The 13832-nt window shown below is 37.7% G+C and carries 11 protein-coding genes and 1 pseudogene; 9 read left to right on the top strand and 3 right to left on the bottom strand.

Features of this window, described 5'->3' with window-relative positions; genetic code table 11:
* Positions 1–193 precede the first annotated feature (193 nt).
* Together F4694_RS27125 and F4694_RS27120 are read left to right on the top strand one after the other, a co-directional pair.
* Complete coding sequence (locus tag F4694_RS27125; RefSeq protein WP_179603040.1) at positions 194–901, top strand: M48 family metallopeptidase; 708 nt, start codon at positions 194–196, stop codon at positions 899–901.
* 57 nt (positions 902–958) lie between these two features.
* Complete coding sequence (locus F4694_RS27120) at positions 959–1483, top strand: YehS family protein (RefSeq protein ID WP_179603039.1); 525 nt, start codon at positions 959–961, stop codon at positions 1481–1483.
* A 53-nt stretch (positions 1484–1536) separates the two neighbouring features.
* Here the strand turns inward: F4694_RS27120 and F4694_RS27115 are convergent, their stop codons facing one another.
* Entirely contained in the window at positions 1537–2181 is a 645-nt protein-coding gene (locus tag F4694_RS27115; protein WP_308806786.1) for a LysR family transcriptional regulator substrate-binding protein, read from the bottom strand.
* 17 nt (positions 2182–2198) lie between these two features.
* Entirely contained in the window at positions 2199–2456 is a 258-nt protein-coding gene (locus F4694_RS31895) for a LysR family transcriptional regulator (protein WP_218895859.1), read from the bottom strand.
* Between the two features lie 120 nt (positions 2457–2576).
* On the opposite strand from F4694_RS31895, the pseudogene garD reads away from it, so the two are divergent.
* The 3 genes and pseudogenes from garD (at position 2577) to F4694_RS27100 (ending at position 6542) form a co-directional block, all read left to right on the top strand.
* Positions 2577–4099: pseudogene (garD, locus tag F4694_RS27110) on the top strand (galactarate dehydratase).
* Positions 4100–4281: 182 nt separating this feature from the next.
* On the top strand, positions 4282–5247 hold the full coding sequence (locus F4694_RS27105) for a quinone oxidoreductase family protein (protein ID WP_179603038.1): 966 nt from the start codon (positions 4282–4284) through the stop codon (positions 5245–5247).
* A gap of 101 nt (positions 5248–5348) precedes the next feature.
* Complete coding sequence (locus tag F4694_RS27100; protein ID WP_179603037.1) at positions 5349–6542, top strand: nucleoside transporter C-terminal domain-containing protein; 1194 nt, start codon at positions 5349–5351, stop codon at positions 6540–6542.
* Positions 6543–6595: 53 nt separating this feature from the next.
* Here F4694_RS27100 and F4694_RS27095 read toward each other — a convergent pair whose 3' ends face one another.
* A complete protein-coding gene (locus F4694_RS27095; protein WP_179603036.1) occupies positions 6596–9679 on the bottom strand; it encodes an efflux RND transporter permease subunit in 3084 nt (1027 codons plus the stop codon).
* 100 nt (positions 9680–9779) lie between these two features.
* Here F4694_RS27095 and F4694_RS27090 point away from each other — a divergent pair, with 100 nt between their 5' ends.
* From F4694_RS27090 to dmpG, 4 genes are all read left to right on the top strand, one after another.
* The gene (locus tag F4694_RS27090; RefSeq protein WP_179603035.1) at positions 9780–10613 is read left to right on the top strand and encodes a TetR/AcrR family transcriptional regulator; all 834 of its coding nucleotides are present in this window, start codon (positions 9780–9782) and stop codon (positions 10611–10613) included.
* A gap of 203 nt (positions 10614–10816) precedes the next feature.
* Complete coding sequence (locus F4694_RS27085; RefSeq protein ID WP_179603034.1) at positions 10817–11590, top strand: IclR family transcriptional regulator; 774 nt, start codon at positions 10817–10819, stop codon at positions 11588–11590.
* A gap of 55 nt (positions 11591–11645) precedes the next feature.
* Positions 11646–12533: an acetaldehyde dehydrogenase (acetylating) gene (locus F4694_RS27080; RefSeq protein ID WP_179603033.1), complete on the top strand. Its 888-nt coding sequence runs from the start codon at positions 11646–11648 to the stop codon at positions 12531–12533.
* 22 nt (positions 12534–12555) lie between these two features.
* Positions 12556–13578, top strand: coding sequence for a 4-hydroxy-2-oxovalerate aldolase (gene dmpG, locus F4694_RS27075; protein WP_179603032.1), 1023 nt, complete (start codon positions 12556–12558; stop codon positions 13576–13578).
* Positions 13579–13832: the final 254 nt, after the last annotated feature.

The raw sequence follows: 13832 nt of genomic DNA, 5'->3' as shown, positions 1-13832 counted from the left end.
AGCGCTTAAAAAAGACAAACCTCCTCTCATTCTATAATTCTAGCTTGATACCCCAAATAATGAACCATAACAAACTAAAGATAAAACTTAAGAAATTAAATATTCTGTCTAGTTGCCGGCAGGAAAAAAACAAAGTATGATTCTGAGGGGCATAAATTCTCGGAGTTTCGTTTTTTACATAAGAGGTGTTGAAATGATTCATAACTATTTAGGGCAGACGATTCGTTTTGAGATAAAGTATAAAAAGCGTACCTCGATGAGCATTTCTATCGATCTGTATGGAAATGTTGAAGTTCAGGCTCCTAAAGGAATTTCCGATGAACGCGTCCTTCAGGCTTTAGAGGAAAAATGGGAGTGGATCCAGCAAAAATTGAAGGAAATGAAGGATAGAACCCATGGGTCGGAGGTAAAAACCTATGAACATGGCGAGACCTTCCTTTATTTAGGGAAAGAATATCCCATTGAGATTTCTCATGATATAAATACCGAGCAAGACCGTGTAGTGTTTGAAAAAGAAAAGTTACATATTATTGTGAAACATCTTGAGGATGAAAAAATAAAACAAGCATTAAAACGGTTTTACTATCAGCAATGTAAGATGTTAGTAGAGAAGAGTATTAAATCTTATCAAAGTAATTTTAAATCAAAGCCAAGGTCAATCAGGATTACAGATAATAAGACGAATTGGGGAACCTGTGATTCAAGACAGCAGTTAACCTTTAATTGGCGGCTGGCGATGGCGCCGCAGAGTGTGATTGACTATGTAGTTGTCCACGAGATGTGCCACATGGTCCATTTGAATCATGATCGATCTTTTTGGAGGCTTGTTGGTAAGATACTTCCCGATTATAAGCAACAGGAGAACTGGTTAGCGTTATCCAGTTGGAAAATGACTGTTTAACATTTGAAACGGATATACTTGTGCTATACATATAGCAATCTTATTGGAGGGTTATAAATGGAGAATAATGATATATTAATTCGATTACGATATGCGCTCGATATTAAAGATAAAGATATGGTTGAAATTTTTAAATTTGGCGGCGTTGAGGTAGCAAAAGAAGATGTCCTAAAAATCCTTACAAAACCAAAGGACAGTTACGATGAAGAAGATTATTATGAAGATGATGTTCCGGAAGATGAGGAACATATTAAATGTACGAATAGTATGTTAGAGTCATTTTTAAATGGCTTTATTACGTTTAAAAGAGGTAAACAAGAACCAAAACCAGGACAGCCGGATACACCAGTACCTTCAAAGAGTAGAGAAAGTATTAATAACCAGCTATTAAAGAAGGTGAAGATAGCGCTGGCGTTAACCAGTGAGGATATGCTTGATATCTTTGAAAGAGCAGGGATTACGGTAACAAAAGGTGAATTGAGTGCAATGCTTAGAAAAGAAGGCCATAAGAATTATAAGCAATGCCTTGATAAATACGCTAGAAATTTCTTAAAAGGATTAGCTTTAAAATATAGAGGATAAATGTATCTAATAGAATTCAAAAAAGGCAGCCGATTTGTAGGCTGCCTTTTCCATTATAGAGATGGGCTCATTTTTCTTATCCAATAATCACTACAAATAGTAATGAATTCCTTAGCAGCCCCACTTAGGTAGCAGCCTTTTTTATAACTAGCTGCAATTTCCCAGACTGGATTTTGTTTTATCGAAAAATAGGAGATGTTAGAATTGTGCTTTGCATATGAGATTGGAAATACGGAGCAGCAGATACCTTCCACAACCATATCAAATAAGGTATGGCAGCTCCTAGTTTCTAAGAGAATAGGTGGGAATATTTCTTCACCTGTGATGAGATTATCATAGATTTCACGAAGGGTAGAACCTTTTTGCATAATGGCAAAATTATCATTTTCAAAACACTTTAAGCTTATACTTGGCAGTTTTTCGCCAAGCTTTCCTCCTAAATGTGCAAGAGGATGAGAGATTGGTACACCTAAAATGATTTCTTCTGAACATATATGGATATACTCATCATTCGTTTTTTGGGAGCTTTGTAAGGTTAAAAAGCCAATATCAATTTTTCCTTGTGCAATTTCATATTGCTGCTGTTTAACCGTCAACTCAATAGGCTCAATTTTTATGGCAGGGTACTTTTTATAGAAAGTTGGATAGATGGCCGCAAACATTTCTGTGCCACGTTCCGGTGTTAACCCCAAAGTAATAATCCCCTTCTTTGTATCTACAATATCATTAATCCGATTGTATGTTTCTTTTGTATCTGGATCATTTTCTTTGCATTTTCAATATAGACCTCTCCAGCCTGTGTTAGGTGCCAATTGCTTCTTGATCGAACGAAAAGCTGGGTTCCTAATTCTTTTTCAAGCTTTAAAAGCTGTTGATTTAAAGCGGATTGAGTGATAAACAGTTTTTCGGCGGCTTTCGTTATATTATTTTCTTCTGCAATTTTAATCATATATTCTAAAGGCAGTACATCCATAAAAGAATTCCCCTCTTTACTCTTAATTTTATTAAGAGAAGTCCAAAAACTAACACTTTTTCTTTTTTGTGATTTCAGATTACGATGAAATTAACTAAATAACAAGAGTATGGAGGAGGGATTTTAGTGGGGTTTAATCATTATATTAAATTAAATGAGAGGGATAATGTAGCCATTACTGTAAGTGCTATTTCATCAGGAACGATTGTCTTGGATGGTATCTGCGCAAATGAAGATATTCCACAAGGACACAAGATTGCCTTACGTTATTTGTCTGCAGGCGAAGCCATCATACGATATGGGGTCACTTTGGGTTATGCGTTAGATCCTATAAAAAAAGGTGATTGGATTAATGAACATATGCCTCAACCTCCATCACCGCCTTCCTTAGATGAAATGGATTTTGCAGTTAATATAAAAACTAATTTACCTGAAGCTCCAATAAAGACGTTTGAGGGCTACCCTAATCCAAGCGGGGGTTACGCAGGTACAAGAAACATACTAGGAATTGTGACCACGGTGCAATGCGTTACAGGTATTTAAATAATGCGGTAAAGCGAATAAAGGATGAACTTCTTCCACACTACCCAAATGTAGAGGATGTGGTAGCAATTAACCATTCATACGGTTGTGGTGTTGCAATTAATGCAAAGGAAGCAAAAATACCTATTCGAATGCTGCGAAACATGGTCAAACATCCGAACTTTGGTGGAGAGACGATGATTGTTTCTTTGGGATGTGAAAAGTTAACATTAGAAATGTTATTGGATGATTCCTATAATTCTCCTGAAAATGTTGTGAACTTACAAGATTTGAAGGGTCATAATGCAATCATTGAAGAAATAATGGCTATGGCGGACAAAAAACTTAAAAGGTTGAATGAAAGAGAGCGTATCACCCTGCCTCTCTCTGATTTGTGTATCGGGCTGCAATGTGGGGGAAGTGATGCATTTTCAGGAGTAACAGCAAATCCGGCAGCGGGTTATGCAGCTGATATGTTAGTTCAGGCTGGAGCAACCGTAATGTTTTCTGAGGTAACGGAGGTAAGAGACGGGGTCCATATTATAGCTGAACGTTGTACGAATGAAGAAGTTGGTAAAAAGCTTGCCGCTGAAATGAAATGGTATGACAAATATCTTGCAAATGGCCAAGTCGACAGAAGTGCAAATCCTACTCCTGGAAATAAAAAAGGCGGGCTTTCAAACATCGTAGAAAAAGCAATGGGATCGATTGCCAAGTCAGGTACTTCACCAATAGTAGAGGTACTTTCTCCGGGAGAAAAACCAACGAAAAAAGGAATGATATTTGCTGCCACACCTGCAAGTGATTTTGTTTGTGGTTCTTGTCAATTGTCTAGTGGGATTACGCTGCAAGTCTTTATGACTGGACGTGGGACTCCATATGGATTGGCGGAAGCGCCTGTTATCAAAGTATGCAGCAGGAATGACATGAAAGATATGTGGGAAGATTTAATTGATATCAATGCAGGTCCGATAGCAACAGGGGAAGCAACGCTACAAGAAATAGGAACTCTATTATTTAATGAAATTATTGATGTGGCAAGTGGACGTAAGCAATGTTTGGCAGAAAAATATAAACTCTATAATGATTTTACAATTTTTAATCCAGCTCAAATTACCTGATTCAAAAATAAAAAAACAAGAAAAACCTTCCTTTTGGAAGTTTTTTTGCGACGGATTTCAATTGATTATGATAAATATTGTCAGTAGTTGTCTTCTAGCCCACTGTAAAAGCGGTTTTTTTGTATCTCCTCTTAAAAAACTATACAATGTGAAATATATTTTTGAATGTGAGGAGCAGAAGAATGAAGGCACTTATCTTTGAGAGTTTCGGTGGACCCGAGGTATTACAATATAAAGATATCCCTGATCCAGTCATTAGTGATAATGAAATCTTGGTAAGGATGAAGGCGGTTGGATTGAATTTCGCAGATATCTATCGTCGAAAAGGGAATTATCATCTAGCGGGCACCCCCCCATACATATTGGGTTATGAAGGTGCAGGTATTGTGGAACAAGTTGGTGCTGGAGTTACTGCTATAAAAGTAGGAGATAGAATTGCTTTTGCAGATGTGCCGTTTGCGAATGCTGAGTTAGTCTCAGTTCCTTTAGAAAAGGCCATTCCATTACCAGATGAGATATCCTTTGAAACTGCTTCGGCTGTTTTACTACAAGGTTTAACAGCCCACTACTTAACAAGAGACAGTTATGAAGTTAAAGAAGGGAAATCAATTCTAGTCCATGCCGCTGCAGGCGGAGTTGGCCAAATTCTTATTCAAATCGCAAAATTATTAGGCGGACAAGTAATTGGCCTTACCTCTTCAATAGAGAAGTCAAAAGCTGCATATTCAGCAGGAGCGGATCATGTGTTTTTATACAATGATAACTGGATTGAGGAAGTAAAGAAGGTAACAAATGGTTATGGTGTGGATGTTGTTTATGATTCTGTCGGTTCTACTCTCCAGGAAAGCTTTAAAGCTACTAGAGTTGGAGGAACTGTTGTCTTTTATGGCATGGCAGGGGGTGACCCTGTACCAGTTGATCCTCGGATGCTTATGGATACTTCGAAAACACTCACTGGCGGGGACCTTTGGAATGTTCTTACTTCTTTAGAAGAAAGGAAGGCACGTTCAAAACAATTATTTGATTGGATCCTAAAAGGGAAAATCATCGTTCAAGAACCAACTGTTTTTTCTTTAAAAAATGGCGCTAAAGCACATACATTACTAGAAAGCCGAAAAAGTACAGGGAAAGTTTTATTAAAACCTTAAATTTTTTTGCGGAAGCTCTTCTTTTCATTCTTTACCCTTTTGTTGGGAATAATGAGAAGAAGGGCTTTTTGATATTTAATTAACATCTAGGAGTTGCTGAAATGTATTTTTTAATTAATCTCATAGGATTTTTTGTTGTGATGGGCGTTGTATTTTTATGTTCTCCAAAAAAGAAAGAGGTTAAATGGAAAGCGATTGTCTCGCTTGTTGTGGTTGAATTGCTTATTACCTGGTTTATGTTGGGGACAAATATTGGCAGCTGGCTGATTAATCAAATCGCTGCATTCTTCACCTGGTTAATTGCTTGTGCAAGTGAAGGGATTGCGTTTGTATTTCCAAGTGCCATGGCAAATGAGACAATAGACTTTTTCTTTAGTGCTTTGTTGCCGATTATCTTTATTGTGACATTTTTTGATATTTTATCTTATTTTGGTATTTTAACATGGATTATTGATAAAGTGGGTTGGCTTATTTCAAAGGTTTCAAAAATGCCCAAGTTAGAAAGCTTTTTCTCCATTCAAATGATGTTCTTAGGAAACACGGAGGCATTAGCTGTAATTCGTAATCAACTGTCTGTTTTAAAGGATTATCGGTTACTTACCTTTGGAATTATGAGTATGAGCAGTATCAGCGGTTCGATTATAGGCGCGTATTTATCGATGGTTCCGGCAACCTATGTTTTTAGCGCTATTCCCTTAAACTGTTTAAATGCTCTTATAGTAGTTAGCATTTTAAATCCAATCACAGTGCCAAAAGAGGAAGATATTATTTACGAACCGCCAAAATCGGAGAAAAAGGACTTTTTCTCCACGATTTCTAACAGTATGTTAGTTGGTATGAATATGGTCATTGTTATTTTAGCGATGGTAATAGGATATGTAGCATTAACAGCTGCGCTTAATGGAATATTAGGGGTGATTGTCAATGGTCTTACAATCCAAAAAATCTTCTCGTATATCTTTAGTCCGTTTGCCTTTTTACTAGGTTTGCCAGTGAAGGATGCTCTTTATGTAGCCCAGTTAATGGGTATAAAGTTAGCTACCAATGAATTTGTCGCCATGATGGATCTGAAAAAGCAATTGGATACATTGTCACCGCATACAGTTGCTGTTGCTACAACATTTTTAACCTCATTTGCTAACTTTAGTACAGTGGGAATGATCTATGGAACGTTTAATTCCATTCTTTCAGAAGGGAAATCAGTGATTATTGGTAAAAACGTATGGAAGCTTCTCGTCAGCGGAATAGCTGTTTCTCTACTAAGTGCAATGATAGTTGGGTTATTTATTTGGTAGTAAAAATAGAAAAGGGCCTGAAAAGTGTATGCACCTTTCAGGCCCTTTTGTTATTAGTTTTCTTGGATTTCTTTACGATTTTTCTTGAAAATCTTAGATAATACCTCATAAACGATTGGCACAATAATTAGTGTTAATAAAGTTGAACTAGTTAAACCACCGATTACGGTAATACCAAGACCTTTAGAAATTAAACCGCCCCCGCCTTGGCCAATTGCTAATGGGATTAACGCACCGATCGTTGCGATAGCTGTCATTAGGATTGGACGCAGACGTGTAGCACCTGCTTCTAGTACGGCTTGACGCATCGTCATACCATCACGTTCCATATGGATAATCCGGTCAACCAGTACAATCGCATTCGTAACAACGATACCAATTAACATCAATAGTCCCATCATAACAGATACAGAGATGGTTTCGCCTGCAATTAATAAACCAACAAATGAACCAATCACTGCAAATGGCAATGAGAATAGGATAGCAAACGGTGCGACACCTTCACGGAAGGTTACAACTAGGATAAAGTATACAATCGCGATCGCTGCAAGCATAGCCATACCAAGCTGTGTAAATGTCTCCGTCATATCTGCCTGGACACCAGCAACGCCGATGGTAACACCTTTTGGTAAATCTAATTTGTCAATTTCTTTATCAACCGCAGCCGTTGCTTTTGAAATATCCTTATCAAGGATCGTACCTGAAACCGTTGCATAGTATTCACCTTTGCTGCGTGCAAGTGTATTTAATGTTGTACCTTTTTCAACTGTTACGAGTTCAGAAAGAGGCATCGTCGTACCAAGTGCAGTCGGTACTGGTGTTGCTAAAATATCGTCAATGGATTTTGGCTGTGCCGCTTGTTCCTGCTGTACGATTACTTCTAATTCGTTACCGTCCTTTTCAACCGTTGTTAAAACATCTTGAGTTTTTGTTGGGTTTAACATCATGACGATTTGACCAGTGGTTAACCCATATTGCAGCAATTCATCTTGTTCTACGTTGAATGTATATTCAACGTATGCTTCCTCAGCGCTTGAAGAAACATCTTCTAAGCCATCATTTTTGCTCAGAACGCCTTCTACCATTTTTACAGCTTCATTTAGTTTATTTAAATCTTCACTGTAGAACGTGTAGCTGACTTCATTTGAAGCCATTGATGTAGGTGCGAAGTTTTGTGACTTCCATTCGCCTGTCTGTCCGATATTAAACACATATTCTTCAATTTCTTCACGGACTTCCGGGAAGTTTTCCATGTCTGGATCAAAAATAAGGTACATTAACGCACCATCTCCGCCACCGCCCATCATCGCGGCCATCGGATCTCCACTTTCTGTTACAGAAATCTGAACGATGTCAATATCATCACGTTTAAGCATTTCTTCTTCTACAGCTTGAACGTTCGCTAATGTCTCGTCCTCTAGCTCTCCGGCTTTTGGTGTATACGTTAAATACATTACCTTTTCTTCTTCACTGCCCATGAAGCTAAAACCAATTAATGGCGTTAACGCCAAACTTCCTGCTAATAACACAACAGCGATAACAGAGGTAATCACTTTATGGTTAAGTGTCCATCCAAGGATTCCTTTGTACCAGTTCGCCAATTTACCAACTTCTTTATGGCTGCTTTCTGTTTTCTCACCATATAATTTTTTCTTAAATAAGAAGTGAGACAATGCAGGAACGATGGTAACCGCAACAACTAGCGAAGCGCCAAGGGCAAATGTCATAGTAAGTGCGAATGGCGTGAATAATTCGCCGACCATACCGCCAACAAAGATAAGAGGCGCAAATACTGCAACCGTTACTAATGTTGATGAAAGGATTGGTTTGAACATTTCAATTGTCGCTTCGCGGACAAGCGCACGACCTGATAATTTCTCTTCCTTTAAATGAAGACGTCGATAAATATTTTCAACAACGACGATCGAGTCATCGATGACACGACCGATGGCAACCGTAACAGCACCGAGCGTCATGATATTAAGGGTAATCTCCATCCAGTTGAGCAGAAGGAATGCCATGAAAATAGAAACTGGAATAGAAACGATCGAAATAATGGTTGATTTAAAATCACGTAGGAATAAAAGGATAATTAATACGGCGATTAAACCACCGAATAATGCCTTTTCAACCATCGTTGAAACCGACTTTTCAATTGGTGCCCCTTGGTCAAGTGATACATCAATGACTAGGCCATCAATTTTTTCCTTTTGTTCCTTTACTAAATCCTTCACACTGTTTACTACATCTACAGTGTTTGCCTCTTGGCCTTTAACAATTTGAATGGCAATGGCATTTTCACCATTTGTACGTGAAATCGATTGTACTTTACCGACTACTTCAATTTCAGCGATATCACTAAGTTTCACAAATGGTAAAGGCTGGTCTACAGATGGTGTTACAGGTATAAGCATTTCCTTTAACTCATCCGCAGTCATAAACTTCCCGTCGATAGCTACAGCCTGTTCGCCTTCTTCAAATTCATAAAGACCTAATGAAACTGCCAGGTCGCTTGCTTGAATCATTTGTTTAACAGTATCTTCTTTTAAACTATATTCAGCCATTTTTGCATCGTTATACGTAAGCTGAACTTCTTCAATATGTTGACCTGTAATGGTGGCAGAGGCAACACCATCGATTTTCTCAATTTTTGGAAGGATTATATCCTCAACTGTTGACGTTAATTCAACGATATCCTCTGTTGTACTACTTACACTAAGTGCCATAACAGGCATCATGTTCATACTAATTGCTGTAATAATAGGCTCTTGTGCATTTTCTGGCAGCTTCACTGCCTCTATTGCCGATTTTAAGGCACGATTTGCCTCGTTCATATCTTCACCGTATTCATATTCCACTTGAAGACTTGCCATATTAGCATTTGAATTAGAATAAACGGATTTTACACCCTTAAGATTTTCTATAGCCTTCTCTAAGGGTTTTGAGACATCTTCCATTACTTGCTCTGGAGTGGCACCAGGATATACATCCATTACCATTAAGTATGGAATTGATATATCCGGAATGGTCTCCATATTCATTCTTGTACCTGAATAAATACCAGATACTGTTATAATAATCGTAAGTAACCATACTGCTAGTTTATTTCCAAGAACAAAGTTGACTAAACCTTTCACACTTACACCTACCCTTAATTGACTTATCTAACCCATTTACTTATAATACTGACTAACCGGTCATCTGTCAATGATTGAACCTAGGAGTGAAGAATGAACGATGAAAAAACAATTAATTATGGAAAAAGCGATAGAACTCTTTGCTAAACAGGGTTTTGAAGCCACATCTGTCCAACAAATCACAGAACATTGCGGAATATCAAAAGGTGCCTTTTATCTATCTTTTAAGTCAAAAGATGAATTGATTATCGAGATAATCGATCACTTTATGATTCAATTCACTTCTGAAATTGACTATCTAGTCAGAAATGCAAGGGAGGGAGAAAATCTTCTATATAAATTTTATTATGCGATTTTCGACTCATTTCGAAAGCATTCTGATTTTGGAAAAATACTAATCAAGGAACAGTCGCGTTCTTTTAATGAGGATTTCATCGTTAAAATGCGTTACTACGACCGATTAATGGATAAAACAATTCTTTCGATGGTAGAGCGTTTGTATGGAGATGATAAAGTAAAAGAGATAAAATATGATTTAGTATTTTGTATCAAGGGCTTTATGAGTATGTATTCTCAGCTATTCTTGTTTTATAACATACCATTGGATTTGGATTTGTTATCAACGTCATTAGTTGAAAAAACAAATCTGCTTGCTAAAAACGCCACCATTCCTTTTATTTCAAAAGGGTTGATTGAGGTGTTTGAAGAGCCAAAATTAGAAGATTTAACAAAAGAACAGATTCTCTTAACGTTGGATCAAGAAATAGAAGAAATGGAAGAGTCTGTAGAAAAGGAATCTTTATTACTGTTAAAACAGCAGCTGATTGAACCAACATTTGGCCGGGCTATTATTAAGGGTTTACTAGAAAATATTCGAAACCATCCCCAAACCAGATGGATATCATATTTACTGGGCAGTTTTTTTAATATATAGAAGAAAGGTTTGAAATAATTTAATATTTTATAAATTTAAAGGGTTCTTTCTAATATTGAAGAGCTCTTTTTATTTTGCATTAAAATATTCAGAATAATTAGTCTGATTGTATTGACATACAGGTAGTTGGCGAGGTAGTATAAATACATCGATTAAATATATACGAACGCTGTTCGACAATGGCGAATGAAAGAAGGATGGTAATGACTGAACGTTTAATTCAATCGATTGAAAGGGCAGCTGATGTCCTGGAATTATTTTTGACCAATGGTCCAGAACTAAGTGTTAAAGAGATTAGTGATAAGCTCCAATTATCGAAAAGCACTGTTCATGGAATAATTAAGACATTGGAACATAGAGGATATCTTCAACAGAATCCAGAGGATTTGAAGTATAAACTCGGGATAAAACTTTTCACATTAGGTAACTTTGTTGGGAAACATCTTGATATTGGAAACATTGCTAGACCGATTATTAGAGAATTAGCCGACGAAGTAAATGAAACCGTCCACTTAGTTACCATACAGCGAGATGAAGTCATTTACATTGAAAAAGTAGAAGGTCCAAGAGCTCTTACTATTTATTCGCATATTGGAAAAAGAGCACCGGTTCATTGTACAGGTGTGGGGAAGGCAATACTTGCTCATTTAAGTGAAAAAGAGGTGGATAGACTATTATCAGCAGCAAGTTTAGAAGCCTTTACCGGTTACACAATGACAGACGTAAACCAAATTAAAAAACAGTTGGTTACTATTCGTGAGACTGGATATGCTGTCGATGATGAAGAAATTGAGTTGGGACTTAAATGTATAGCCGCTCCAATATTCAATCATAAGGGAAATGTAATCGCTTCAATTAGCTGTGCCGCACCTAAAATGAGACTTGTTGAAGAGAAGCTTCCTAGAGTAATAGCGGGGATTAAGAGTGCTGCAGCTGAGATTTCAAAGTCTTTAGGTTACAAAGGTAATAACTTTTAGAAAGTAGCTAGAGTAAAGAAAACATAAAAAGGTAAATTCAAGGAGGAGAATTATTTTGTCAAAAGTAAAAGTGGCGATTCTTGGCTCAGGGAACATTGGTACAGATTTAATGATTAAACTTAGTCGCTCGCAAATTTTAGAGTTAACTGCTGTGATTGGAATTGACCCGCAATCAGACGGTTTAAGACGAGCAAGAGAGTTAGGCTATGCAGGGGTTGATACTGGAATTGATGGCTTTTTAGCAGATCCTGAATTAGAAGCGGATATCGTTTTTGATGCCACTTCAGCAAAAGCACATCTCTATAATGCAAAGGTGTTAAAAGAAGCAGGTATTAAAGTCATTGATATGACACCAGCAGCTGTAGGTCCATATGTGTGTGCGGCTGTTAATATTGACGAGCATTTAGAAAAAGATAATATCAATTTGATTACTTGTGGCGGACAGGCAACAATTCCGATGGTTCACGCTGTAAATCGTGTAAGTCCAGTAGAATATGCTGAGATTGTTGCCACCATTTCAAGTAAAAGTGCAGGTCCAGGAACGCGTGCTAATATCGATGAATTTACTGAAACAACTTCCCGTGCGATTGAAGTAGTCGGCGGGGCTAAAAAGGGGAAAGCGATTATTATTTTAAACCCAGCTGAACCTCCAATCATCATGCGTGATACTGTGTATACGCTTGTAGAGGAAGGAACAATGGACGAAGAAGGTATTAGAAAATCAATTGCAGATATGACAGAAGTCGTTCAATCCTATGTTCCGGGTTATCAACTCCGTACTGAACCTATTTTCGATGGAAATAAAATCACCATCTTTATTCAAGTAGAAGGTGCAGGGGATTACCTGCCAAAATATTCAGGAAACCTTGATATTATGACTGCTGCAGGTGTGAAAGTTGCCGAAGAGTTTGCTAAAAATCTATTAAAGACAGAAGCAGTTTAAGCTGTAGAAAGGGGTAAATAAAATGACAAACGAAAGAGATATTCTAATCACTGAGGTTGCCTTACGAGATGGAAGTCATGCAGTCTCTCACCAATATACAGTGGATCAAGTCCTAAAAGTGACAAAAGCATTGAACGACGCAAATGTTCCGTATATCGAAGTATCACATGGTGACGGGTTAGCAGGATCATCATTGCAATATGGTCTTTCCCGTACAAATGAAATGGAATTAATCGAGGCCGCGGTATCTGTGGCAGATAAATCTAAAATTGCCGTCCTACTATTGCCAGGGATTGGTACGCTGCATGAATTGAAAGAAGCGGCAAATTTAGGCGCAAAGATGGCTCGTATCGCAACACATGTAACGGAGGCGGACGTAGCTCCACAGCATATTGCTTATGCAAAAGAACTAGGTATGGAAACTGTGGGATTCTTAATGATGAATCATATGGCTCCCGTCGATAAACTAGTAGAACAAGCAAAATTAATGGAAAGCTATGGGGCCGATACGGTATATGTAGTTGACTCTGCCGGTTACCTGCTGCCAGGTCAAGTTCGCGAAAGAATTCGTGCACTTAAGCAGTCCGTCGGCGTCAACATTGGATTCCATGGTCATAATAACTTATCTCTGGCGATGGCTAATACACTTGTAGCTATCGAAGAAGGAGCTACTCGAATTGATGGAAGTGTACGCTGCTTAGGAGCAGGTGCTGGTAATACCCAAACTGAAGTACTTGTAGCCGTTTGTGAACGAATGGGGATTAAAACTGGGGTAGATTTATATAAAATGATGGATTTAGCTGAAGACATCATTGCACCACTTTTACCAGTGCCGCAAGAAATTACAAAAGATAGCTTAACGCTAGGGTATGCAGGTGTTTACTCAAGCTTTGCCCTTCATTCCAAGCGTGCAGCTGAGAAATTTGGCGTAGATTCTCGTGATATATTAATTGAATTAGGAAAACGTAAAGTAGTAGGCGGTCAAGAGGATATGATCGTAGAAGTCGCTGCGGAAATCGCTAAATCCAAAATCGCTAATTTATAATACTGGAGTAGTAGATGGTTGATGCAGAGAGTAAATGTTTGAATATTCTTAAATAATAGTATAGTATTAAAGGTGGAAATAGGGATATATGCTCTGTTCTATTATGAATCACTCTTTTATGTTGAGTTTTCATGTTTAACTTACTCGGTAATGATTTTCTAGATATGTAGACGCTAGAATTTAAGCCAAAATAAGACGTAGGGATATCTACGCTTATTTTGGCTTTTTTTAATGCTAAAAACGGGAGGGATGGT

It is taken from the genome of Neobacillus driksii (assembly GCF_013409995.1).
Classification (GTDB): Bacteria; Bacillota; Bacilli; order Bacillales; family Cytobacillaceae; genus Neobacillus; species Neobacillus driksii.
This window is presented reverse-complemented; position numbering and strand designations above follow the sequence as displayed.

What these genes read in the sequence shown, in the direction of transcription:
- dmpG (WP_179603032.1), top strand. Translation starts at nt 12,556, where the DNA reads ATGACAAACGAAAGAGATATTCTAATCACTGAGGTTGCCTTACGAGAT.
- F4694_RS27100 (WP_179603037.1), top strand. Translation starts at nt 5,349, where the DNA reads ATGTATTTTTTAATTAATCTCATAGGATTTTTTGTTGTGATGGGCGTT.
- F4694_RS27120 (WP_179603039.1), top strand. Translation starts at nt 959, where the DNA reads ATGGAGAATAATGATATATTAATTCGATTACGATATGCGCTCGATATT.
- F4694_RS27085 (WP_179603034.1), top strand. Translation starts at nt 10,817, where the DNA reads ATGACTGAACGTTTAATTCAATCGATTGAAAGGGCAGCTGATGTCCTG.
- F4694_RS27125 (WP_179603040.1), top strand. Translation starts at nt 194, where the DNA reads ATGATTCATAACTATTTAGGGCAGACGATTCGTTTTGAGATAAAGTAT.
- F4694_RS27105 (WP_179603038.1), top strand. Translation starts at nt 4,282, where the DNA reads ATGAAGGCACTTATCTTTGAGAGTTTCGGTGGACCCGAGGTATTACAA.
- F4694_RS31895 (WP_218895859.1), bottom strand. Translation starts at nt 2,456, where the DNA reads ATGGATGTACTGCCTTTAGAATATATGATTAAAATTGCAGAAGAAAAT.
- F4694_RS27090 (WP_179603035.1), top strand. Translation starts at nt 9,780, where the DNA reads ATGAAAAAACAATTAATTATGGAAAAAGCGATAGAACTCTTTGCTAAA.